Annotated in this window: 18 protein-coding genes; 17 read left to right on the top strand and 1 reads right to left on the bottom strand. The window is 60.7% G+C overall.

The genetic code is table 11. The features are described from left to right. Positions 1 to 8 precede the first annotated feature (8 nt). From rsmH to murB, 11 genes are all read left to right on the top strand, one after another. Entirely contained in the window at positions 9 to 1,034 is a 1,026-nt protein-coding gene (gene rsmH / locus AC1RO0_RS03625) for a 16S rRNA (cytosine(1402)-N(4))-methyltransferase RsmH (protein ID WP_498591577.1), read from the top strand. A gap of 1 nt (position 1,035) precedes the next feature. Beyond that, a complete protein-coding gene (gene ftsL, locus AC1RO0_RS03620) occupies positions 1,036 to 1,587 on the top strand; it encodes a cell division protein FtsL (RefSeq protein ID WP_498591576.1) in 552 nt (183 codons plus the stop codon). Beyond that, complete coding sequence (locus AC1RO0_RS03615) at positions 1,587 to 3,338, top strand: peptidoglycan D,D-transpeptidase FtsI family protein (RefSeq protein ID WP_498591575.1); 1,752 nt, start codon at positions 1,587 to 1,589, stop codon at positions 3,336 to 3,338. Before ftsL ends, AC1RO0_RS03615 begins: the two co-directional genes overlap by 1 nt. Before the next feature lie 65 nt (positions 3,339 to 3,403). Continuing rightward, a complete protein-coding gene (locus AC1RO0_RS03610; RefSeq protein WP_498591574.1) occupies positions 3,404 to 4,867 on the top strand; it encodes a UDP-N-acetylmuramoyl-L-alanyl-D-glutamate--2,6-diaminopimelate ligase in 1,464 nt (487 codons plus the stop codon). Further along, the gene (locus AC1RO0_RS03605) at positions 4,864 to 6,324 is read left to right on the top strand and encodes a UDP-N-acetylmuramoylalanyl-D-glutamyl-2,6-diaminopimelate--D-alanyl-D-alanine ligase (RefSeq protein WP_498591573.1); all 1,461 of its coding nucleotides are present in this window, start codon (positions 4,864 to 4,866) and stop codon (positions 6,322 to 6,324) included. The genes AC1RO0_RS03610 and AC1RO0_RS03605 overlap by 4 nt, the downstream gene beginning before the upstream one ends. A gap of 11 nt (positions 6,325 to 6,335) precedes the next feature. Further along, positions 6,336 to 7,457 carry a phospho-N-acetylmuramoyl-pentapeptide-transferase gene (gene mraY / locus AC1RO0_RS03600; protein WP_498591572.1) on the top strand — a complete coding sequence of 374 codons (1,122 nt, stop codon included), beginning with the start codon at positions 6,336 to 6,338 and terminating at the stop codon, positions 7,455 to 7,457. Between the two features lie 7 nt (positions 7,458 to 7,464). Further along, positions 7,465 to 8,877, top strand: a complete 1,413-nt coding sequence (gene murD / locus AC1RO0_RS03595; RefSeq protein WP_498591571.1) for a UDP-N-acetylmuramoyl-L-alanine--D-glutamate ligase — start codon at positions 7,465 to 7,467, stop codon at positions 8,875 to 8,877. Position 8,878: 1 nt separating this feature from the next. After that, entirely contained in the window at positions 8,879 to 10,033 is a 1,155-nt protein-coding gene (ftsW, locus tag AC1RO0_RS03590; protein WP_498591570.1) for a putative lipid II flippase FtsW, read from the top strand. Between the two features lie 178 nt (positions 10,034 to 10,211). Further along, complete coding sequence (gene murG / locus AC1RO0_RS03585; RefSeq protein ID WP_498591569.1) at positions 10,212 to 11,336, top strand: undecaprenyldiphospho-muramoylpentapeptide beta-N-acetylglucosaminyltransferase; 1,125 nt, start codon at positions 10,212 to 10,214, stop codon at positions 11,334 to 11,336. Further along, a complete protein-coding gene (gene murC, locus AC1RO0_RS03580; RefSeq protein ID WP_498591568.1) occupies positions 11,333 to 12,748 on the top strand; it encodes a UDP-N-acetylmuramate--L-alanine ligase in 1,416 nt (471 codons plus the stop codon). Before murG ends, murC begins: the two co-directional genes overlap by 4 nt. Then, positions 12,745 to 13,719 carry a UDP-N-acetylmuramate dehydrogenase gene (gene murB, locus AC1RO0_RS03575; protein WP_498591567.1) on the top strand — a complete coding sequence of 325 codons (975 nt, stop codon included), beginning with the start codon at positions 12,745 to 12,747 and terminating at the stop codon, positions 13,717 to 13,719. Before murC ends, murB begins: the two co-directional genes overlap by 4 nt. Before the next feature lie 89 nt (positions 13,720 to 13,808). Here the strand turns inward: murB and AC1RO0_RS03570 are convergent, their stop codons facing one another. Beyond that, entirely contained in the window at positions 13,809 to 15,140 is a 1,332-nt protein-coding gene (locus AC1RO0_RS03570; protein ID WP_498591566.1) for an MFS transporter, read from the bottom strand. Positions 15,141 to 15,400: 260 nt separating this feature from the next. Here AC1RO0_RS03570 and aqpZ point away from each other — a divergent pair, with 260 nt between their 5' ends. The 6 genes from aqpZ to lpxC all read left to right on the top strand — a co-directional run bounded on the left by aqpZ (position 15,401) and on the right by lpxC (position 22,729). Beyond that, on the top strand, positions 15,401 to 16,087 hold the full coding sequence (aqpZ, locus tag AC1RO0_RS03565; protein ID WP_007697167.1) for an aquaporin Z: 687 nt from the start codon (positions 15,401 to 15,403) through the stop codon (positions 16,085 to 16,087). A gap of 300 nt (positions 16,088 to 16,387) precedes the next feature. Further along, positions 16,388 to 17,314 (top strand): D-alanine--D-alanine ligase, encoded by a 927-nt coding sequence (locus tag AC1RO0_RS03560; protein ID WP_498591565.1) that lies wholly within the window; start codon positions 16,388 to 16,390, stop codon positions 17,312 to 17,314. Continuing rightward, entirely contained in the window at positions 17,302 to 18,234 is a 933-nt protein-coding gene (locus AC1RO0_RS03555; RefSeq protein WP_498591564.1) for a cell division protein FtsQ/DivIB, read from the top strand. Before AC1RO0_RS03560 ends, AC1RO0_RS03555 begins: the two co-directional genes overlap by 13 nt. Beyond that, the gene (gene ftsA / locus AC1RO0_RS03550; protein WP_498591563.1) at positions 18,231 to 19,562 is read left to right on the top strand and encodes a cell division protein FtsA; all 1,332 of its coding nucleotides are present in this window, start codon (positions 18,231 to 18,233) and stop codon (positions 19,560 to 19,562) included. Before AC1RO0_RS03555 ends, ftsA begins: the two co-directional genes overlap by 4 nt. A gap of 110 nt (positions 19,563 to 19,672) precedes the next feature. Further along, complete coding sequence (gene ftsZ / locus AC1RO0_RS03545) at positions 19,673 to 21,442, top strand: cell division protein FtsZ (protein ID WP_498591562.1); 1,770 nt, start codon at positions 19,673 to 19,675, stop codon at positions 21,440 to 21,442. A 330-nt stretch (positions 21,443 to 21,772) separates the two neighbouring features. Continuing rightward, complete coding sequence (gene lpxC / locus AC1RO0_RS03540) at positions 21,773 to 22,729, top strand: UDP-3-O-acyl-N-acetylglucosamine deacetylase (RefSeq protein WP_153365237.1); 957 nt, start codon at positions 21,773 to 21,775, stop codon at positions 22,727 to 22,729. The last annotated feature ends 258 nt before the right edge of the window (positions 22,730 to 22,987 follow it).

The raw sequence follows: 22,987 nt of genomic DNA, 5'->3' as shown, positions 1-22,987 counted from the left end.
GAAACGGAATGGTGGCGAATTCAGGCGGAGGTTTGACTGATGCCGATGGCGGACCGGTTCGCCACATTCCGGTTCTTCTCAAGGAAGTGCTCGAGGCGCTGGCGCCTGCTCCCGGCAGGCTCATTCTGGATGGCACGTTCGGTGCTGGCGGCTATACATCGGCCATCCTGGCGGCTGGCGCTGATGTGATTGCGCTGGATCGCGATCCGACAGCAATCGCAGCCGGCCAGGCGATGGTCGCCGCGCATGCGGGTCATCTCACGCTCATCCAATCGCAGTTTTCGCAGCTCGCCGATCATGCGCCGCAGGGCGGGCTTGATGGCGTCGTGCTCGATATCGGTGTCTCCTCCATGCAGCTCGACGAGGCCGAGCGCGGTTTCTCGTTCAGCAAGAACGGGCCGCTCGACATGCGTATGTCGGCAAGCGGCGTGTCGGCGGCCGATGTCGTCAATCACGCTAAGCTTGCCGATCTCATCCGTATCTTCGTCTTTCTCGGCGAGGAGAAGCAGGCTCCGCGGATCGCTCATGCGATCGAAAAGCGCCGGGCCGAAGCGCCTTTCGTCACGACCCGAGATCTCGCCGGTCTGATCGAAATCGTCACGCCGCGAAAGGCCAAGGACAAGATCCATCCGGCCACTCGCGTCTTCCAGGCATTGCGCATCTTCGTCAATGACGAGCTTGGCGAGCTGGCGCAGGCGCTGTTTGCCGCCGAACGGGCGTTGAAGCCTGGCGGGCGTCTGGTTGTGGTGACGTTCCATTCGCTGGAAGATCGCATCGTCAAGAAGTTCTTTGCCGATCGCTCCGGCCGGGCCGGTGGTTCGCGCCATATGCCAGTGATGCATGAGCGGCTGGCGACCTTCGACCCGATCGGCAAGCCGATGATTTCGGCAAGCGATGCGGAGGCGGAGATCAATCCGCGGGCACGTTCGGCCAAGCTGCGCGCCGGCCTTCGCACCGGTGTTCAGGCCGAGGCGGCCGATCTTTCCATCTTCGATCTGCCCAATCTCGCTAGTCTCGGAAAGCTCGGAGGTTGATATGCTGAGAACTTTTGACATCGTTCTGATTGGCGTCATGACGGCGATGGCCAGCGTTACCTACACGATCAAACATCGTGCCGAGCTGAAGCTCGAGGAGGTTCACCGCCTTGAATCCGAGATCAAGCTGGAGAAGGACACGATCGAGCTTCTGAAAGCGGATTGGGCGCTGGTCGTTCAGCCGAACCGCCTGGAACGGCTGGTCAACACCTACAATACCGAACTCAAGCTGCAGCCGACGCTCTCGACCGCGATCGTGCAGCCGAGCGAATTGCCGATGTTGCGCAGCCAGCTTCCCCCGGAAGTCGTCGCCGATGCCAAGGATGACACGAAGGCGGGGACTGCCAAGGCCGGTGTCGCCAAGACGAGCGGCGGCAAGGTGGCTGCTGCCGCAGCGGCGAAGGGCGGCGACAGCACTGACGCGGAGATCAGGAAGGCGATTGCCGATGTCGCCTCGGCTCCCGCACCGCGCCCAGCTACGAAGCAGCCGTCGCTGGCGAAGCGCAAGAAGCAGGATGTCGACAATATCTCAACGGGATCGGTGAACGAGTGATGTCTTTTCTTTCGCGCATCATGGTCTTGAAAAGCAAGGCGCATTTCTCCACCGACGGCAATAATCGCCCGAGCGGCGGCCTCGGAAATTCAACCTTTGAAGGCGTCCGCAAGCGCAAGTCCAATCAGGCCAAGAGCCGTGTCGTTCTGTTGGTCGCAAGCTTTACCGTTGTTTACTGCATCATCGGCGGACGCCTTGCCCAGTTTGCCATGACGGCGCCGGATACGACGTCGAGCATCCTGCCGCCGGACCGGTTGATGGCGTCGCGGCCCGATATCGTCGACCGCAATGGCGCATTGCTTGCGACCGATATCCGTACCGTGTCGCTATTTGCCGAGCCGAACAAGATCATCGACCCCGACGAGGCGGTCGAGGAATTGCGCACCGTGCTGCCCGATCTCGACACCAAGGGCACCTACAAGAAGCTTGCGGTGAAGACCTCACACTTCGCGTGGCTTCGCCGTCAGCTGACGCCGAAGCAGCAGAGCCAGATTCTGGCGCTCGGTATTCCCGGTATCGGTTTTCGTCCAGAGAAGCGCCGCTTCTATCCGGGCGGCTCCACCGCATCTCACATTCTCGGTTACGTCAACATCGACAATCGCGGCGTTGCCGGGATGGAGAAATACATCGACGACCAGGGGCTTGCCGATCTCGCCGCCGCCGGCATGACCAACTCTCAGCCGTTGCAGCCGGTCAAGCTTTCGATCGATCTGCGCGTGCAGGACATCGTCCATGATGCCGTTGTCAACGCCGTCAATAATTTCCAGGCGAAGGGCGCCGGGGCGGTAGTACTCGACGTTCACACCGGCGAAGTGATCGCGATGGCGTCGGCTCCCGATTTCGATCCCAACTATCCGAACGAGAGCGCCTCGGAAGGCTGGCTCAACCGCATGACGAACGGCACGTTCGAAATGGGATCGACCTTCAAGACGTTCACCATGGCGATGGCGTTCGATTCCGGCAAGGTCACGATGCGTGACGCCTTCGATGCCACCAACCCGATCCGCATCGGCGGCTTCACCATCAAGGATTTCCATGGCCAGCGTCGCGTGCTGACTGTTCCGGAAATTTTCCAGTACTCCTCCAACATCGGCACGGCAAAGATCGCCGATCTCGTTGGCATCGACGGTCACAAGGAGTTTCTGACGCGCATAGGGCTGCTCACCAAGCTGCACACCGAGCTGCCGGAAGTGAAGATGCCGAGCCAGCCGCGCGTGTGGAAGAAGATCAACTCGATCACCATTTCCTTCGGCCACGGCGTCTCCACAACCCCGCTGCAGACAGCCGTTGCTGGTGCCGCCCTTGTCAACGGCGGCAAGCTGATCGACCCCACCTTCCTGCCGCGCAACCGCTCCGAGGCCGATGAGGTTGCGAAAACCGTCATCAAGAAGAGCACCAGCGACAACGTCCGCTTCCTGCTCGACTTCAATGGTTCCAAGGGATCTGGTCGCGCTGCCCGCGTTCCGGGTTACGACGTCGGCAGCAAGACCGGCACGGCCGACAAGGTCGTCCACGGCCGCTATTCGAATACGCTGAACTTCAACACCTTCCTGGCGGCGTTCCCGATCGACAATCCGCAATACATTATCATGACCTTCTGCGACGAGCCGAAGACCGGTGAACATGGCGGCACGATCTCGGCCTATACGGCGGCGCCGATTGCTCGCGATATCATCGCAAGGGCCGCGCCGATCCTCGGAATCCAGCCCAGCTTTGGAAAAGATAACTCGGCCTTGCTGGTGTCTTATTAAGCGTGAAAGAATACACGGGTCGATTCGCGAGAGGGCGGACTGATCAAAAACGAAAAGTATATTCGATGAACTTGCGGGACATTGCCGGAAATACGTTTCCGGAACTCAACGGACAGGTCGGCGGGGCTCTTGGCGATCTCGAGATAACTGGCCTTTCCGCCGACAGTCGCAAGGTTGCACCGGGCATGGCGTTTGTCGCTGTTGCCGGCACGAAGGCTGACGGCGCAAGTTTCATCGCCGATGCCGTTTCCCGTGGTGCATCCGTCGTGATCGCCGGTCATGGCGCGGCCGTAACTGGCGTGCCGCTTTTGACCGTTGCCGAACCGCGCCGTTTTCTCTCCGTTGCCGCTTCGCGCTTTTATGGCAAGCAGCCCGAAACGATGGTTGCCGTGACAGGTACCGCGGGCAAGACCTCGGTTGCTTCCTTCACCCGGCAGATCTGGGCATATGCCGGTCATCCGGCTGCGATGATCGGCACGACCGGCGTCGTATCGCCGACGCGCAACGATTATGGCTCGCTGACCACGCCCGATCCGGTGTCGCTGCACCAACTGCTCGCAGCGCTTGCTGGCGAAGGGGTGACCCATGCGGCGATGGAAGCTTCAAGCCATGGCCTCGACCAATTCCGCCTCGATGGTGTCAGGCTAGCGGCTGCCGCCTTTACCAATCTTGGCCGTGACCACATGGATTATCATCCGACAGTCGAGGATTACATGGCCGCCAAGATGCGGCTGTTCCGGGATCTGTTGCCGAAGGGTTCGCCGGCGGTCATCTTTGCCGATGATCCATGGTCGGAACAGGCGATTGCCGCTGCTCGCGATACCGGGCAGGACATACGCACCGTCGGCCGCAAGGGTGAATTCCTGGCGTTGAAGCGCGTCGAGCATTTCCGTCATAAGCAGATTGCCGAAGTGCATGTCGGCGACGATATTTTCGAGATTCATATTCCGCTGGCCGGCGATTTCCAGGTCGCCAACGCGCTTGTTGCGGCGGGCCTTGCGATATCCACCGGTGTTGCCGCGCCGGTTGCCATGGCGGCGCTTGAGAAGCTCGTGGGCGCGGCCGGCCGGCTGGAGCTTGTCGGTCATACCCATGACGGCGCGCTTGCCTATGTCGATTATGCCCATAAGCCGGATGCGCTGGAAAATGTGCTGACCTCGGTACGGCCATTCACCACCGGGCGCATCATTGTCGTCTTCGGTTGCGGCGGTGACCGCGATCGCGGCAAGCGGCCAATCATGGGGGAAATCGCCTGCCGTCTGGCCGACGTGGTCATCGTCACCGATGACAATCCGCGCTCGGAAGAGCCGGCGGCGATCCGCGCCGAGATCATGGCGGCGGCATCCTGCGCCACCGAGATCGCTGATCGCGCCGAAGCGATCCGTGCGGCGGTTAGCATGCTGACGTCCGGTGACACGTTGATTGTCGCGGGCAAGGGGCACGAGGAAGGTCAGACGATCGGCAGCGTTACGCTGCCCTTCTCCGACCATGCCGAACTGCGCAAAGCATTGGAGGAGGTAAAGTCTTGAGCTGGCTATGGACAACTGAAGACATGATCGCCGCCATTGTGGGCCGCTCCTTCGGGGCGATGCCTGAAGGCATTACGGGGATTTCCATCGACAGCCGCTCGATCAAGCCCGGCGAAGCTTTCTTCGCCATCAAGGGCGATCGGGTCGATGGCCATGACTATGCGAATCTGGCAATGGCCAATGGCGCGGCAATGATCGTCATCAGCGAGGCGCGGCTGCCGGCCATGGGTCGGCTGACCGTGCCGAAGATCGTTGTCGACGACGTTCTAGCCGCGCTCGGGAGATTGGGTGTTGCCGCGCGCCAGCGCACGCAGGCGAAAATCATCGCCGTCACGGGATCGGTCGGCAAGACGACCACGAAGGAAATGTTGCGCCGGACGCTCTCGCCATCCGGCAAGGTGCATGCCTCCGTCGCCTCCTTCAACAATCACTGGGGCGTGCCGCTCACTTTGGCGCGCATGCCTGAGGATACGGATTTCGGCGTCTTTGAAGTCGGTATGAATCATCCGGAGGAGATCCGGCCGCTTGCCAAACTGGTGCAGCCGCATGTGGCGATCATCACCACGATCGCGCCGGCTCATCTTGGTAACTTCAAGAGCATCACGGAAATAGCCGCCGCCAAGGCGGAGATTTTTGACGGCGTCGCGCCGGGCGGTCATGTCATCCTCAACCGCGACAACGACCAGTTCGAGTTCCTGGAGCGGGCCGCATTGGCGGCCGGTGTCGAGCATGTGCATAGCTTCGGTCAGCACGCCAAAGCGGATGTTCGGCTGGCGGAATTCAACGCTTCGGAAGAAAATTCGGCTCTGTGGTTGACGATCGGCGGCGAGACGATGGAAGTGGCGATCGGCGCGCCAGGGCGGCATATCGCGGAAAATGCGCTTGCCGTTCTCGGCACCGTGATGCTGGTCGATGCCGACCTCGACAAGGCGATCGACGCGCTCGCGACCCTGCAGGCCGAAAAGGGTAGGGGGCAACGCCACAAGCGGATCGTCGGCAACGGCTATTTCACGCTGATCGACGAAAGTTACAACGCCAATCCCGCATCCATGCGCGCGGCTATCGCGCTGCTGGCGACATCTTCGCCGGATGCGAATGTCGGGAGCAGGGCGGGCAGGCGGATCGCCGTCCTCGGCGACATGCTGGAAATGGGGGATTATGCCCAGAGGGTACATGCCAACCTTGCCGGGCCGCTGCTAGCGGCTGGCATCGAGCATGTCTGGCTGGCGGGTCCGGAGATGGCGGCGCTCAGGGATGCGCTGCCTGAAAGTGTTTATGTCGAATATCGCGAGAACACGGAAGAGCTTGCGGAATTCGTACTCAATTCCGTCGCCCCAGGCGACGTCTTGATGGTGAAATCGTCGCTGGGGACAGGTTTCGGGAAGATCGTGACGGCTTTGCTTGACAAGTTTCCAGCATTCTCCGACACGGAGCCCCACTCCCATCAGGGGCTTTAGAAAGGGCTCTTATGCTGATCTGGCTTGCCGAACTGTCGGACCATATTCATTTTTTCAGTACCCACTTCAGATTTCTCAATCTGTTCAGATACATCACGTTCCGCACAGGCGGCGCCTTGTTTACCTCGGCGTTGATCGTATTCCTCTTCGGACCGCGAATCATCGCTTCCCTGCGTGTGCGCCAGGGTCGTGGGCAGCCGATTCGCGCCGATGGACCGCAGACCCACTTCAAGAAGGCGGGTACGCCGACTATGGGCGGGCTGATGATCCTGGCCGGCATTGTGGTGTCGTCGTTGCTGTGGGCCGATCTTGCCAATGTCTACGTGGTTGCGACCTTGCTCGTGACCCTCGGCTTTGGTGCCATCGGCTTTTATGACGATTATCTCAAGGTCACGAAGCAGAGCGACAAGGGCTTTTCCGGTCGTGCCCGCCTCGGTCTCGAATTTATCATCGCCGCGATCGCCGTCTACTTCATGATGAACACGGCCTTGTCCTCCGGTCCCGCCGGCTCGACCTTCGGTTCGTCCGTCGCCTTCCCGTTCTTCAAGAGCTTCATGCTCAATCTCGGTATGTTCTTTGTGCTGTTCGGTGCTTTCGTCATCGTTTCGGCGGGCAATGCCGTGAACCTGACCGACGGCCTTGACGGGCTTGCCATCGTGCCGGTCATGATCGCGGCGGCGTCCTTCGGCGTCATCGCCTATCTCGCCGGTAACTTCGTCTTTGCCGATTATCTGGCGATCAACTTCGTGCCCGGCACGGGCGAGTTGGCCGTGGTGCTCGGTGCGGTCATCGGCGCCGGCCTCGGTTTTCTCTGGTTCAACGCGCCACCGGCTGCCATTTTCATGGGCGATACCGGTTCGCTGGCGCTTGGCGGCCTGATCGGCACGGTGGCGGTTGCCACCAAGCATGAGATCGTCATGGCGATCATCGGCGGTCTCTTCGTGCTGGAGGCGCTTTCGGTCATCATCCAGGTCGGCTTTTTCAAGCTGACCCGGCGTCGCGTCTTCCTGATGGCGCCGATCCACCATCACTTCGAAAAGAAGGGCTGGACGGAAAGCCAGGTGGTCGTGCGTTTCTGGATCGTCGCGGTCATCCTGGCGATGATCGGCCTCTCCACCCTGAAGCTGCGGTGAGGCAACGATGATCCCAGTCACCACGCTCAAGGGAAAAAAGGTCGCTCTGTTCGGCCTCGGCGGCTCGGGCTTTGCCACCGCGCGGGCGCTTGTCGCCGGCGGCGCGGAGGTGACTGCCTGGGACGACAATCCCGATAGCGTGGCGAAGGCTTCGGCCGAGGGGATCCCGGTCGCCGATCTTAGAACCATCGACTGGAACGGGCTGTCGGTCTTCGTATTGTCGCCGGGCGTGCCGCTGACGCATCCGAAGCCGCATTGGACGGTCGATCTTGCCCGCGCCGCCGGCGTCGAGGTTATCGGCGATGTCGAGCTGTTTGTCCGCGAGCGGCGCGAGCATGCGCCGGATTGCCCCTTCATTGCCATCACCGGCACGAATGGCAAATCCACCACGACCGCGTTGATCGCCCATATCCTGCAATCGAGCGGCCGCGACACGCAGCTCGGCGGCAATATTGGTACGGCCATTCTGACGTTGGATCCGCCGAAGGCGGAGCGCTATTACGTTGTCGAATGCTCCTCCTATCAGATCGATCTGGCCCCGACACTCGACCCTTCCGCCGGTATCCTGCTCAATCTGACCCCCGATCATCTCGATCGGCATGGCACGATGCAGCACTATGCCGACATCAAGGAGCGTCTCGTCGCCGGCAGCGGCGTGGCCATCGTCGGCGTTGACGACAGCTATTCCTCACTGATCGCCGACCGTATCGAGCGGGCGGGCGCCAGAGTTGTTCGCATTTCGCGCCGGCATGCGCTGGCGGGCGGGCTCTATGCGGAAGGCAGCCGCATCATCGAGGCGTCGATCTGCGCGATCGAGGAGATCGCAAATCTCGACGGTATCCAGACATTGCGCGGCAGCCACAATGCCCAGAACGCAGCCGCCGCGATCGCCGCCTGCCTGGCGGTCGGCGTGTCTGCCAACGATATCCGTGCCGGGCTGAAATCTTTTCCCGGCCTCAAGCATCGCATGCAGCCGGTCGGCCGGCGCGGTCGCGTCGTCTTCGTCAATGATTCCAAGGCAACCAATGCGGATGCGGCAGCGCCCGCGCTCTCCAGTTACGATCGCATCTACTGGATCGCTGGCGGCTTGCCGAAAGAGGGCGGCATCACGACGTTGGCTCCGCTCTTTCCGCGCATCGCCAAGGCCTACCTGATCGGTGAGGCCGCGCCAGCTTTTGCGGCGACGCTCGGCGAACAGGTGCCCTACGAGATTTCCGGCACGCTGGAGCGTGCGGTTGCCCATGCGGCCGATGATGCGGACAAGGACGAGCATGACGCGGCGGCGGTGATGTTGTCACCGGCCTGCGCAAGCTTCGACCAGTACAAGAATTTCGAAGTCAGGGGTGACGCCTTCGTCAGCCATGTGGCCGCGATTGAGGGTGTCACCATGCTGGTTGGTTCAGCAACAGGAGGCAAATGATATGGTAAGCCGCGTTGAGCGTGGGGCCTTGGCCGAATGGTTCTGGACCATCGACCGTGTGTTCCTGGCATTATTCGTCCTGCTGATCGGTATCGGTTTTATGCTCTCCTTCGCGGCGTCGCCCGCGGTTGCCGAGCGCATCGGGCTTGAACCCTTCCATTTCGTCAAGCGCCATGCCCTGTTCCTGGTTCCGGCGATTGCGGCGATGATCGGCATCTCCTTCATGACACCGCGGCAAGTGCGGCGAACGGCGGTTATTCTGCTGATCGTCTCGCTGGCGATGATGCTGTTCGCTCTGTTCTTCGGCATCGAGGTCAAGGGATCACGGCGCTGGGTCAATATCGCCTCACTCTCCGTCCAGCCGTCGGAATTCATGAAGCCGGCCTTTGTCGTCGTCTGCGCCTGGTTGTTTGCCGAGCATGCGCGCCAGCCGGAGATTCCGGGCAATCTCTTCGCCATCATCCTTTTCGGTATCGTCGCAGCCCTTCTCGTTGCCCAACCGGATCTTGGCCAGACGATCCTCACCTCCGCCGTCTGGGGCGGCATGTTCTTCATGGCAGGCATGCCCTGGCTGTGGATTTCGGTGCTGGGTGGCCTAGGTGCCGGCGGTTTCGTGACGGCTTACTATGTCTTTCCGCACGTGGCGCTTCGTGTCGACAAGTTCCTGACCGGCGAGGGCGATACGTTCCAGGTCGATACCGCTAAGGAAGCCATCATCCACGGCAATTGGTTCGGGGTCGGTCCGGGCGAAGGTATCGTGAAGCGTATTATTCCGGACGCGCATACTGACTTCATCTTCTCCGTGGCCGCCGAAGAATTCGGCGCCGTCTTCTGCATGGTTCTGGTCTGCATCTTCGCCTTTCTGGTGCTGCGCGGCCTGTCGCACGCCTACAAGGAAAAGAACGACTTCAACCGCTTTGCCGTCGCCGGCCTGGTGCTGCAGATCGGCATTCAGTCGATCATCAATGTCGGCGTGAACCTGCAACTGCTCCCGGCCAAGGGCATGACGCTGCCGCTCATCTCCTATGGTGGTTCGTCGATGACGGCCATCTGCGTGACGGCGGGCTTCATCCTGGCTCTGACGCGCCACCGGCCGGAAAAGCGGGCTCAGGACCGCACCCAGTTCCGTGTGACGCATGGGCTGCCGGCGGAGTGATCGAGTTGGACCTGTTTACTCCTCAATCCCATCTCCTTGCTTTCGACCATTCTCTGTTCGCATTTGCGAAGATGGCGGTTTATGAAGGAACCATGACGCGCTTCGATGACGCGGCCGCGGCGGCTTCCTATATTAGGGAGATGCCCCGCGTAGAGGGGTATTCGCGGGAGCGAAGATTATGAGTAAAGGCATTATCCTGCTTGCCGCCGGCGGAACCGGCGGCCATGTGTTTCCGGCTGAGGCACTGGCCTACAAGCTGAAGGAGCGCGGCTATTCAGTGCACCTAGTCACCGACAGTCGCGCCGAGCGTTATGCCGGCAAGTTTCCGGCCGACGAGATCCATGTCGTGCCATCGGCGACGATCGGCTCTAAGAACCCTATCAAGGTTGCCCGGTCGCTATGGACGCTGTGGACTGGTATCCGCGCCGCGCGCAAGCTGATCCGCACCATCAAGCCGCTGTGTGTCGTTGGCTTCGGCGGTTATCCGACCGTGCCGCCGCTGCTGGCCGCCACCCGCATGGGGGTGGCGGCGATGATCCACGAGCAGAATGCCGTGATGGGCCGCGCCAACAAGGCGCTCGCCGGGCGCGTGCAGGCGATCGCCGGCGGTTTCCTGCCGGAGAACGGTGGGGCTTTTCCCGAGAAGACGGTGACGACGGGCAATCCCGTGCGTCCGGCTGTCATTGAAGCCGCCAAACAGCCTTACGTGCCGTCGGTTCCAGATGATCCCTTCAATCTGGTCGTCTTCGGCGGCAGTCAGGGCGCGCAGTATTTTTCCAAGGCAGTGCCGACGGCGATCAGCCTGCTGGAGGAGCCGCTGCGCAAGCGCCTGCGCATCACGCAGCAGGTGCGCCCGGAGGATATGGAGACGGTCAATAGCTGCACTCGGAAGCTGGAGATGGGCGCCGATATCGCGCCGTTCTTCAGCGACATGGCCGAACGCATCGGTGCGGCCCATTTGGTTCTTTGCCGTTCTGGAGCTTCGACGGTGTCGGAACTGGCCGTCATCGGCCGTCCGGCGATACTCGTGCCCTATCCCTATGCTTTGGATCACGACCAGGCGGCCAATGCGGCGGCTCTTGCGGCAACCGGCGGCGTCAAGGTCATTCCGCAATCCGAGCTTACGCCGGAGAAGCTTTCGACCATCCTTCGCGGTGCGATGACGATGCCGGAAAAGCTCGCAAAGATGGCGGCCGCGGCCAAGCAGGCGGGCAAGCCCGATGCGGCAAGCTTGCTTGCCGATATGGTTGAGGCTATTGCCGCAAAACGTTCAATTCAAGACTTCAAGGGGGCAGGCGTATGAAGCTGCCGAAGGCCATCGGCCTTGTACATTTTATCGGTATCGGCGGGATCGGGATGAGTGGCATCGCCGAGGTGCTGCATAATCTCGGTCATCGCGTTCAGGGGTCCGACCAGTCGGAGAGCGCCAACGTCCAGCGGCTGCGCGACAAGGGTATCCCGGTCCATATCGGCCACAAGGCCGAAAACCTTGGCGACGCCGAGGTCGTGGTTGTTTCCACTGCCATCAAGAAAAGCAATCCGGAACTCGCCGCCGCGCGCGAAAAGTTGCTGCCGGTAGTGCGCCGCGCCGAGATGCTGGCCGAGCTGATGCGCTTCCGCAATGCCATCGCCATCGGTGGCACGCATGGCAAGACGACGACGACCTCACTGGTGGCGACGCTGCTCGAAGCCGGCGGGCTCGACCCGACCGTCATCAATGGTGGCATTATCAACGCCTATGGCACCAATGCCCGCATGGGCGAGGGCGAGTGGATGGTGGTCGAGGCCGACGAATCGGACGGCACCTTCCTGAAGTTGCCCGCCGATGTCGCGGTCGTTACCAATATCGACCCGGAGCATCTCGATCATTACGGCAATTTCGATGCCGTGCGCGCTGCCTTCCGGCAGTTCGTCGAGAATGTGCCTTTCTACGGCTTCGGCGTCCTGTGCATCGACCATCCGGAAGTACAGTCCCTGGTCGGCCGCATCGAGGATCGCAAGATCATCACTTATGGCGAGAACCCGCAGTCCGACGTCCGCTTCTCGAATGTCCGCATCGACGGCACGCGCTCGCTGTTCGATATCGAAATCCGCAGGCGCCGCACGGGCAAGGTGATCCACATCAAGGATCTGGTCATGCCGATGCCGGGCCGTCACAATATTTCCAACGCTACGGCGGCGATCGCGGTTGCCAATCGGCTCGGCATCTCCAATGAGGCCATCGCCAAGGGGCTCGCCTCCTTCGGCGGCGTTAAGCGCCGTTTCACGCTGACCGGCGAATGGAACGGGGTCAAGGTCTTCGACGATTACGGCCATCATCCGGTCGAGATCAAGGCGGTGCTGAAGGCTGCGCGCGAGGCGTGCAAGGGCCGTGTCATCGCCGTTCATCAGCCGCATCGCTACACGCGCCTGTCGAGCCTGTTCGAAGAGTTCGCCGCCTGCTTCAACGATGCCGACAGCATTTTCCTCGCACCGGTCTATGCCGCCGGCGAAGAGCCGATCGAGGGCGTGGATTCGCAGGAGCTGGTATCGCGCATCAAGGCTGGCGGTCATCGCGATGCGCGCTATCTACCGTCTCAAGAGGATCTAGCCCCTCTGATTGCAGAGATTGCGCAACCGGGTGATTTTGTGGTTCTCTTGGGGGCTGGTAGCATCACATATTGGGCAGCATCATTGCCAAAGGAATTGGAAGGCCTCTCGGGTAAGTCCGCATGAAACAGGTAAATGGAGAAAAGCTTCTGGCGTCGCTTGGCGACAGTGTAAAGGATATCAGGGGTCGGCTGACGCCGGATGCACCGATGGATCGCGTCACATGGTTTCGCGCCGGCGGGTTGGCGGAACTGATGTTCCAGCCGCATGATACGGATGATCTGATCGATTTTCTGAAAATCCTGCCGGATGAGGTGCCGCTGACGGTGGTCGGCGTGGGATCGAACATCCTGGTGCGTGACGGCGGCATTCCCGGCGTTGTCCTGCGGCTTTCGGCCAAGGGCTTCGGTTCGGTGGAGCTTGCCGGCGAGAACCGCATTCTGGCCGGCGCCATCTGCCCGGACAAGCATGTGGCCGCCATGGCCATGGATAACGGCATTGGCGGCTTCCATTTCTATTACGGCATCCCCGGCGGCATCGGTGGCGCTGCGCGCATGAATGCCGGCGCCAATGGTGCCGAGACGTGCGAACGCGTCATCGAGGTGCATGCGGTCGACCGCAAGGGCGTGAAGCATGTGCTGACCAATGACCAGATGGGCTATACCTATCGTCATTCGGCGGCGTCGGACGACCTGATCTTCACGCACGTTCTTTTCGAGGGCTATCCCGAAGATCGCACCAAGATCCGGGCCGAAATGGATGCCGTGCGCGCGCATCGCGAGACTGTGCAGCCCATTCGCGAAAAGACCGGCGGCTCGACCTTCAAGAATCCTGACGGCCTTTCCGCCTGGAAGTTGATCGACGAAGCCGGTTGCCGGGGTCTTGTCATCGGTGGCGCGCAGATGTCGTCGCTGCACTGCAATTTCATGATCAACATGGAGCAGGCGACGGGCTACGATCTCGAATATCTCGGCGAGCAGGTTCGCCGTGAAGTCTTCGAAAAGTCCGGCGTGAAGCTGGAATGGGAAATCAAGCGTCTCGGCAACTTCATGCCCGGCCGCGAAGTTCGCCCGTTCCAGGGTGTCACGACGGAGTAGGATTGCTCCGTTCGTTCTGACCTCATGTATCGATTCAACAAAAAGGCCGGGTTTTCACCCGGCCTTTTCAATTGGTTATGCTGAGATCCTCAGATTTCCTTGTTGCTCGACAGCAGGATGCCGATGAGCGACAGGGCGGCTGCGCCGGCAAGATAGTAGCCGACATAGCCAAGGCCGTAGTTCGTCGCAAGCCAGGTGGCGATGTAAGGTGCCAGCGAGGCGCCGACGATGCCGCCGAGGTTGAAGGTCATCGAGGCACCGGTATAGCGCACCGCCGTCGGGAAGGGGGCGGCAAGTGCCGCGCCGATCGGGCCGTAGGTGAAGCCCATCAATGCCAGGCCGATAATCGAGCAGGCGAAGGCACCGGCGAGGCCGGCAGTCAGCAGTGACGAATAGAACAGGCCGAAGATCAGAATGCCGACCGTCGTCAGGCCGAGGATCAGCCGGCGCGAATAGCGGTCCGACAGCAGGCCCGAGATCGGGATCGTCAGGCCGAAGAAGACGACGCCGACGAGCTGGACGACCAGGAACTGACCCTGCGAATAGCCGAGACCCAAAGGCAGCGGCCCATTGCCGGGTGCTCTGGTGCCCCAGCTCAGCGTAAACGCCGTCATCAGGTAGAAGAGCACGAAGGTCGCGACTGCGATGATGGTGCCGAGTACCAGGCTGCGAAAATGCGAGCGGAAAATCACCACGATCGGAACGGAGACACGCTCTTCCTTTTCAATGGCGCGGCGGAATTCCGGCGTTTCGGTGATCTTCAGACGGACATAGAGGCCAACCGCCACCAGCAGCAAGCTGAGCAGGAAGGGAATGCGCCAGCCATAGCCGAGGAAGTCCGCGTCCGACATGCTTTCGCGCAGGATGAGGAAGAGACCGGCGGAGAGAATGAAGCCGATGGGCGCGCCGAGCTGCGGGAACATGGCGTACCAGCTACGCTTGCCCTCCGGCGCGTTTTCCGTGGCCAGCAGCACCGCGCCACCCCATTCACCACCGAGGCCGAGACCCTGGCCGAGGCGGCAAAGCGCCAACAGGATCGGCGCGAGAATGCCGATTGATTCATAGCCAGGCAGGAGGCCGATCACCACGGTCGAAAGACCCATGGTCATCAATGCCGCCACCAGCGTTGCCTTGCGGCCGACCCTGTCGCCGAAATGGCCGAAGATCATCGCGCCGATCGGGCGTGCGAAGAAGGCGATCGAGAAGGTGGCGAAGGACTGCAGCGTCGCCGAGGTCGGGTCGCTGGCCGGGAAGAACAGCTTGGGGAAGACGATAACCGCCGCCGTCGCATAAACATAGAAGTCGAAGAATTCGATTGTCGTGCCGATAAGGCTCGCGATCAGAACGCGCGCCGGGGAGTTCGCAACAACGCTGTTCGATGACGAGGGGCTCGGCGATAAGGGGGATATCGCGTCAGTCATGGTTTCACCAATTTTTATGATGCTAAAATGCTGCCTCAGCAGGCAACGCGTGTCCTTAGCGTAATTTTTGTTCAGCGCAAATGTTTAAAAAGCAAGAAATCAACAAATGCGTGCTACTATTTAGCCGTAATCGTTGAGTCGCAAGCAGTTAGGCGAGTGTTTGCCCTTTTTGTAGGCATCCAATCGGCGGGTTGGGAAAGACTCTATTTTCCGCAAATGGCAAACTTTCGCTTTGGTCTAGGGCAAAGGAGAAGGGGTTCATGCAGAAAAAGCTTATTGCGGAGTTTCTTGGGACGTTCTGGCTTGTATTCGGCGGCTGCGGAAGTGCAATCTTCGCAGCGGCGTTTCCAGGCCTTGGCATTGGTTTTCTGGGCGTTGCACTGGCGTTCGGCTTGACCGTACTCACCATGGCCTATGCGGTCGGCGGTGTTTCGGGCGGCCATTTCAATCCGGCGGTTTCCGTCGGGCTCACGGTTGCGGGTCGTTTCCCAGGTTCGCAGCTCATTCCCTATATCGTCGCGCAGGTGATCGGCGCTATCGCGGCGGCGGCCGTGCTTTATCTGATCGCCAGCGGCAAGGCGGATTTCCAGCTCGGAGGCTTTGCGGCCAATGGCTATGGTGAACATTCGCCGGGCGGCTATTCGCTGGTTTCGGCACTGGTTGCCGAAATCGTCCTGACGCTGTTCTTCCTGGTCGTGATTCTCGGCTCGACCAGCAGCAAGGTGCCGGCGGGTTTTGCACCGATCGCCATCGGCCTCGCGCTGACGCTGATCCATCTGATCTCGATCCCGATCACCAATACGTCGGTCAATCCGGCCCGTTCGACAGGGCAGGCGTTGTTCGTCGGTGGCTGGGCGTTGCAGCAGCTTTGGTTGTTCTGGGTCGCTCCGATCGTCGGCGGGGCGATCGGTGGCCTCGTCTGGAAATTGGTCGACGATAAGGACTGAGGGTAGGGTGTCATAACCCTTGCCATGGCCCGCGCCGGATACCCCGTCGCGGGCCTGTTTGTTTAAAAAAATCTAAAGGCGGATATTTCCAAAGTAGCAACTCTCTGATTCTAATGGCAGAATTCTTTAGGTCGATTTGATTCGAGAAAATCGATTTCAGCGAGAGCGGTCAAAAGTTAACGAAAGTAAACGCTTCATTAACCTTAATGTCGTTCTAATCGGGTTACAGAAGAGGCGGCGAGAATCGCTGCCAGACGGACCGAACGGACGTCAGTTGAAGATGGTGAACTGGGGGTATTGATGGGTGGCAAGCATGTGGCTGTCCTTTTGGGCGGATTTTCCTCGGAGAGGCCTGTCAGCCTGTCCTCGGGAAAAGCATGCGCTGATGCCCTCGAAGCCGAAGGCTATCGCGTCACGCGCGTCGACGTCGAGCGCGATGTATCCGCGCGTCTTGCTGACCTGGAGCCCGATGTCGTTTTCAATGCGCTGCACGGCCCCTTTGGTGAGGATGGCACGATCCAGGGTGTTCTCGAATATCTGCAAATTCCCTACACACATTCCGGCGTGATGGCTTCGGCGCTGGCGATGGATAAGGCGCGCGCCAAGACCGTTGCGGCTGCGGCCGGCGTTCCCGTTGCTGCTTCGCTTGTTCTGAACCGCTTTGCTATTGCCGGCGAGCATCCGATGCTGCCGCCTTACGTCGTCAAGCCGGTGCGGGAAGGGTCCAGCTTCGGCGTCGTGATTGTCAAGGAAGATCAGACGCACCCGCCGCAGATCATTACGTCGTCGGAGTGGCGATATGGCGATGAGGTTCTGGTCGAGCGTTATATCCATGGCCGCGAACTGACCTGCGGTGTCATGGGCGATATGGCGCTTGGTGTCACCGAGATCGTGCCGCAGGGGCATAGCTTCTACGACTACGACTCCAAATATGCGGCGGGTGGTTCAAAACACGTCATCCCTGCGGAAATTTCACCGAATCTTTACCAAAAGATACAATTATTGGCATTAAGGGCGCATCAAGCTATCGGCTGCCGTGGCGTCAGCCGGTCTGACTTCCGTTTTGACGATCGCTTCTCTGAGGAGGGTGAGCTTATCTGGTTGGAAATCAATACCCAGCCAGGCATGACGCCTACCTCGTTGTTGCCCGAAATGGCGGCTCATGCCGGCTATTCTTTTGGTGAATTTCTCCGGTGGATGGTGGAGGACTCGTCTTGTTCGCGCTGACGGTCAAAAATATGAGGCGGTCCCGCCACCGTGTCCAGCTCGAGATCGATGATGTCGAGGATGCATTCGTATTGCCGCGGCCGATGCGTCGCGTCGTGCGCTTCCTCGTGAGCCTCGGTTCGGGTCGCGTCAATATTCCGGCGCATACCGGTACGGTCTCCGCGCTTGCTCTGTTCGCTGCGACCGGCTTTTACGGCATGTCGATCGGCGGTCATGCGCAGGATGTCGCGCAGGCGACGACTTCGGCTGCCGGCTTTGCCATCGAAGACGTGAAGGTTTCCGGCAACGATCAGACTTCGGAAATCGAAATCCTGCAGCTTCTCGGTCTCGACGGCACCACATCGCTGGTGGCGCTCAATGCCGATGCGGCGCGCCAGAAGATTGCCAATTTGCCGTGGGTTGAGAACGTTGAAGTCCGCAAGGTCTATCCGAAGGCTATCGAAGTGAAGCTCACGGAGCGCAAGGCTTACGCCATATGGCAGCACGGTTCCGAACTGTCGCTGATCCAGAAGGACGGCAGCGTGATCGCGCCGCTGCGCGACAACAAGTTCGCCAAGCTGCCGCTGTTCGTCGGTCGCGATGCGGAAACGGCCGCGGCATCGATCGATGAAGCCTTTGCCAAATGGCCGGATGTCCGCAGCCATGTGAAGGCGTTCGTGCGTGTCGCCGGCCGTCGTTGGGACCTCTATCTCGACAATGGCGTGATCGTCAAATTGCCTGAAGACAATATCGATGGCGCGCTGGCCCGACTGACCAGGATCGACAAGGACCAGAACCTGTTGCAGCGCGATATCGCCGCCGTGGATCTTCGTCTCGACGATCGCATGGCCATTGAATTGACCCCGGATGCAGTGGTTCGTCGCCAGGCGGCAGTGGATGCAAGAACCAAGGCTTTGAAGAAAGCAGGGCAGGATACATGAGCTTGTTCAACTCGTCCCATTTCGGTCTGCCGCGTCTGAAGCCGCTGTCCTCCAAGCGGTCGCATATCGTATCGGTCCTCGACATCGGCTCGACCAAGGTCGTCTGCATGATCGGCCGGCTTACGCCGCGCGAGGAAAGCCAGGTTCTTCCGAACCGCACGCATCATATCGAGATCATCGGCATCGGCCATCAGCGCTCGCGCGGCATCAAGACCGGTGTGATCGCCGATCTCGATGCGCTGGAAAACGTTGTCCGCTTGTCGGTCGATGCGGCCGAGCGCATGGCTGGCCTCACCGTCGATAGCCTGATCGTCAATGTTTCCGCCGGTCGTCTCGGCAGCGACATCTATACGGCCACCATCGATCTCGGCGGCCAGGAAGTTGAATCCAGCGATCTGAAGAAGGTTCTTTCCGCCGCTTGCCAGCAGTCGCTCCGCCAGGAGCGCGCCATTTTGCATTCGCTGGCAACCGGTTATTCGCTCGACGGCGAACGCGGCATTCGCGATCCGCTGGCGATGTTCGGCGATGAGCTGGGCGTCGACATGCATGTCGTGACCGCCGAGCGGGCAGCGCTTCGCAATCTCGAGCTTTGCATTAACCGGGCGCATCTGTCGGTCGAGGGCATGGTCGCAACGCCTTATGCCAGTGGCCTTGCGGCTCTCGTCGACGACGAAGTCGAGCTCGGCTGCGCCGCCATCGACATGGGCGGTGGCACGACGACGATCTCGGTCTTCGCCGAAGGCAAGCTGGTGCATACCGATGCCGTCAGCCTTGGCGGGCATCACGTTACCACCGACCTCGCGCGCGGTCTTTCGACCCGCATCGAGGATGCCGAGCGGCTGAAAGTCGTGCATGCCTCGGCGCTCGCCAATTCCTCGGAAGAGCGCGAACTGATTTCCATCCCGCCGATCGGCGAGGATGAACGCGACCAGCCGACACAGGTGCCGAAGGCGCTGGTGTCGCGCATCGTCAGAGCCCGCATCGAAGAGACGCTGGAGCTGATCCGCGACCGTATCCAGCGCTCGGGCTTCAGCCCGATCGTCGGCAAGCGCGTCGTGCTGACGGGCGGCGCCAGCCAGTTGACCGGCTTGCCGGACGTGGCACGGCGTATTCTTGCCCGCAACGTCCGCATCGGTCGCCCGATGGGCGTGTCCGGTCTGCCGACGGCGGCCAAGGGCCCGGCCTTTTCGACGGCGGTCGGACTGATGATCTATCCGCAGGTCGCGGACATGGAGACACACGCGGCGGGCAGCGGTCTGCTCTCGTCGCTTGGAGGTAACAACAGCCGTATCGGCCGCGTTGGTCAATGGCTGAAGGAGAGTTTCTGAGTGCCTGATCCCGGATCGCGACAAGCGCTTTCCGGGCAGGGGTCAGGCGAATGAAATATAGTGAATTGGCCGGCGTGGCGATGCGGCCATAAAGAGAAGGAACGGGTACAATGACTATCAAGCTGCATAAGCCAGATATCACCGAGCTGAAGCCGCGGATCACCGTGTTCGGTGTTGGTGGTGGTGGCGGCAATGCCGTCAACAACATGATCACGGCAGGCTTGCAGGGCGTCGATTTCGTCGTCGCCAACACGGATGCACAGGCTTTGACGATGACGAAGGCGGAGCGGATCATCCAGCTCGGCGTTAACGTCACCGAAGGCCTCGGTGCTGGTTCGCAGCCGGAAGTCGGCCGCGCCGCCGCTGAAGAATGCATCGACGAGATCATCGACCACCTGAACGGCACCCACATGTGCTTCGTCACCGCCGGCATGGGCGGCGGCACGGGCACGGGCGCTGCACCGGTCGTTGCACAGGCAGCCCGCAACAAGGGTATCCTGACCGTCGGCGTCGTCACCAAGCCGTTCCACTTCGAAGGCGGCCGCCGCATGCGGCTTGCTGAAATGGGCATCCAGGAACTGCAGAAGTCGGTCGACACGCTGATCGTCATTCCGAACCAGAACCTGTTCCGCATCGCCAATGACAAGACGACCTTCGCCGACGCGTTCTCGATGGCCGACCAGGTTCTCTATTCGGGCGTTGCCTGCATCACCGACCTGATGGTGAAGGAAGGTCTTATCAACCTCGACTTCGCCGACGTCCGTTCGGTCATGCGCGAAATGGGCCGCGCAATGATGGGGACCGGCGAAGCCTCCGGCCAGGGCCGCGCGATGCAGGCTGCGGAAGCGGCTATCGCCAACCCGCTGCTCGACGAAACCTCGATGAAGGGCGCGCAGGGCCTGCTGATCTCGATCACCGGCGGCCGTGACCTGACGCTCTTCGAAGTCGACGAAGCTGCGACCCGCATCCGCGAAGAAGTCGATCCGGACGCCAACATCATCCTCGGCGCCACTTTCGACGAATCGCTGGAAGGCATCATCCGCGTCTCCGTCGTTGCGACCGGTATCGATCGCGCGATGAACGAAGCTGCCGAACGGAATATGGAATTCCGCCCGGTCGCAAAGCCGGCTATCCGTCCCTCCGCGGCCGCCGCTCCGGCAGCGGCCGCAGCCCAGCCTGCCCATGTCGCGCAGGCCCATACCGCACAGGCTCAGGTCAACCAGGCTCCTGTTGCACCGGCTCCGAGAGCCGTTGATCCGATCGCGCAGACCATTCGCATGGCGGAAGCCGACATGGAACGCGAATTGGAAATCCAGATGGGAGCTCGTCAGGTTCCCGCTCCGCAGCCGGTCATGCAGCAGCAGCCTGTCGTTCAGGAGGAAAGCTTCCGTCCGCAGAGCCGCATCTTCGCAGCCGCACCCGAGGCTCAGCCGGTGCGTCAGGCTCCGGTTCAGCCGCAGCCCCAGCCGGCCGCGTACCAGCAGCCTGTGATGCAGCAGCCGATCGTTCGGCAGGCTGTCGAGCAGGTCCGCATGCCGAAGGTCGAGGATTTTCCGCCGGTCGTTAAGGCCGAGATGGAGCATCGCGCTCAGCCGGTTACCGCTCAGGCTGCCGAGGAGCGTGGTCCGATGGGCCTGCTGAAGCGAATCACCAATTCGCTCGGCCGCCGCGACGAGGACCCGGCTTTCAACGACATGACGGCTTCGGCTCCGGCTGCTGCCCCGCAGCAGCGCCGCGCACCGTCGCCGGAGGCCAGCCTCTACGCGCCGCGTCGTGGCCAGCTCGATGACCAGGGCCGTCAGGTTCCGCAGGCTCGTATGACGAACCAGGAAGACGACCAGCTCGAAATCCCGGCCTTCCTGCGCCGGCAGTCGAACTGATCCGGTCCAAGACATCCTTTTAATAGGATGCTAACCATGTTTGGTGAATCCGGGGCTCACGAGCCCCGGATTTCGTTTTTTGGGCCTGTCTTTAATCTTAAAATTACCTAGCAAATTCAATCATCTGCTTTCGTAACAAAGCGAAAGAAACAGTGATTTGGAATGCGATCCCCCCGCGCGTATGTAAGGGGCAAGCGAGCCTGCGGAATCGCATCCGGCAATAATTGCATGTGGTTTCCGCGGACTAGGTATCAGACTGAACCGGCAATGAGGCAGGGGTCCAAAGGTGACCGCCCCGGCTTGGTACAGACAGACGAAGGCAGATTTTATATGGCAATCGGATTGCTGGGTTTTCAGACCACCATTGCAAATCCCGTGACACTTTCGGGTATCGGCGTTCATTCCGGCGCCAACGTGTCGATCACGTTCTACCCGGCGGAAGCTGGCACAGGCGTCATTTTCCAGCGTATGCATGACAATGGCGACGTGACGGAACTGCGCGCGGTTTCCTCGCAGGTTGGCAATACCGATCTTTGCACGGTTCTCGGTTTCTCTCCGGCGCGCTCGGTCGCGACGGTCGAGCATGTCATGGCGGCGATCTACGCGATCGGCCTCGACAATGTCATCGTCGAAGTCACCGGCGCGGAAATGCCGATCATGGACGGCAGCTCCTATCCTTTCATCGAAGCCATCGAGCAGGTCGGCATCGTTTCGCTCGGCGTCAAGCGCCGCTACATTCGCGTCACCAAGCCGGTTCGTATCGAAGCCGGCGGTTCCTGGTGCGAATTCCGCCCCTATGACGGTACGCGCTTCGAAGTCGAGATCGACTTCGATTGCCCGCTGATCGGCCGCCAGAAGTGGGAAGGCGACATGACTGCCGAGACCTTCAAGAAGGAGCTGTCGCGCGCCCGTACTTTCGGCTTCATGCGTGATGTCGAGCGGCTCTGGGCTTCCGGTCATGCACTCGGCTCTTCGCTGGAAAATTCCGTCGTCATCTCCGACGACAACACGGTGATCAATGTCGAAGGCCTGCGTTATGCCAAGGACGAGTTCGTCCGCCACAAGACGCTGGACGCCGTTGGTGATCTGGCGCTGGCCGGCACGCAGTTCATTGGCTGCTACCGTTCCTATCGCGGAGGTCACCGCATGAATGCAAACGCACTGAAGGCGCTGTTGAGCGATCCGTCCGCCTATGATGTCGTCGAAACCTCGGCCCCGCGTCAGCGCGCACACAGCCGCGATTTCGTCACCGTGAATGCTGCCGAATTCGCTCCCTGGTCGGCGTGACCTCCAGAAATCCAGGTGAGTAAAGTCGCCGCTCCCGCAAGGGGGCGGCTCTTTTTTTGACAGGAGATTCGCGGGTGGCGCCTGGAGGTCGAGCACTTTCTCGCAATCGGGTGTCCCGGAAAGAAATCTCTTGTCGATACAACGATTAAAGCCTGCCATTCGGCGGGCTTTGCCACAAAAATGCGTTAATGCTTCATCATTGCGTTGCCCTGATGGTGCTTTTGCGGCTAGAAACGCCAGCGAGAGAACGCCGTTTCC

The sequence above is a fragment of the Rhizobium sp. GW821-FHT14E12 genome (genome assembly GCF_058803745.1).
This window is presented reverse-complemented; position numbering and strand designations above follow the sequence as displayed.

Bases quoted from the DNA above. Each gene is read 5' to 3' on its own strand.
- murD (WP_498591571.1), top strand. From the start codon at position 7,465: ATGATCCCAGTCACCACGCTCAAGGGAAAAAAGGTCGCTCTGTTCGGC.
- AC1RO0_RS03570 (WP_498591566.1), bottom strand. From the start codon at position 15,140: ATGACTGACGCGATATCCCCCTTATCGCCGAGCCCCTCGTCATCGAAC.
- AC1RO0_RS03610 (WP_498591574.1), top strand. From the start codon at position 3,404: ATGAACTTGCGGGACATTGCCGGAAATACGTTTCCGGAACTCAACGGA.
- murB (WP_498591567.1), top strand. From the start codon at position 12,745: ATGAAACAGGTAAATGGAGAAAAGCTTCTGGCGTCGCTTGGCGACAGT.
- aqpZ (WP_007697167.1), top strand. From the start codon at position 15,401: ATGCAGAAAAAGCTTATTGCGGAGTTTCTTGGGACGTTCTGGCTTGTA.
- lpxC (WP_153365237.1), top strand. From the start codon at position 21,773: ATGGCAATCGGATTGCTGGGTTTTCAGACCACCATTGCAAATCCCGTG.
- ftsW (WP_498591570.1), top strand. From the start codon at position 8,879: ATGGTAAGCCGCGTTGAGCGTGGGGCCTTGGCCGAATGGTTCTGGACC.
- AC1RO0_RS03560 (WP_498591565.1), top strand. From the start codon at position 16,388: ATGGGTGGCAAGCATGTGGCTGTCCTTTTGGGCGGATTTTCCTCGGAG.
- murC (WP_498591568.1), top strand. From the start codon at position 11,333: ATGAAGCTGCCGAAGGCCATCGGCCTTGTACATTTTATCGGTATCGGC.
- mraY (WP_498591572.1), top strand. From the start codon at position 6,336: ATGCTGATCTGGCTTGCCGAACTGTCGGACCATATTCATTTTTTCAGT.
- ftsZ (WP_498591562.1), top strand. From the start codon at position 19,673: ATGACTATCAAGCTGCATAAGCCAGATATCACCGAGCTGAAGCCGCGG.
- AC1RO0_RS03615 (WP_498591575.1), top strand. From the start codon at position 1,587: ATGTCTTTTCTTTCGCGCATCATGGTCTTGAAAAGCAAGGCGCATTTC.
- rsmH (WP_498591577.1), top strand. From the start codon at position 9: ATGGTGGCGAATTCAGGCGGAGGTTTGACTGATGCCGATGGCGGACCG.
- ftsA (WP_498591563.1), top strand. From the start codon at position 18,231: ATGAGCTTGTTCAACTCGTCCCATTTCGGTCTGCCGCGTCTGAAGCCG.
- murG (WP_498591569.1), top strand. From the start codon at position 10,212: ATGAGTAAAGGCATTATCCTGCTTGCCGCCGGCGGAACCGGCGGCCAT.
- ftsL (WP_498591576.1), top strand. From the start codon at position 1,036: ATGCTGAGAACTTTTGACATCGTTCTGATTGGCGTCATGACGGCGATG.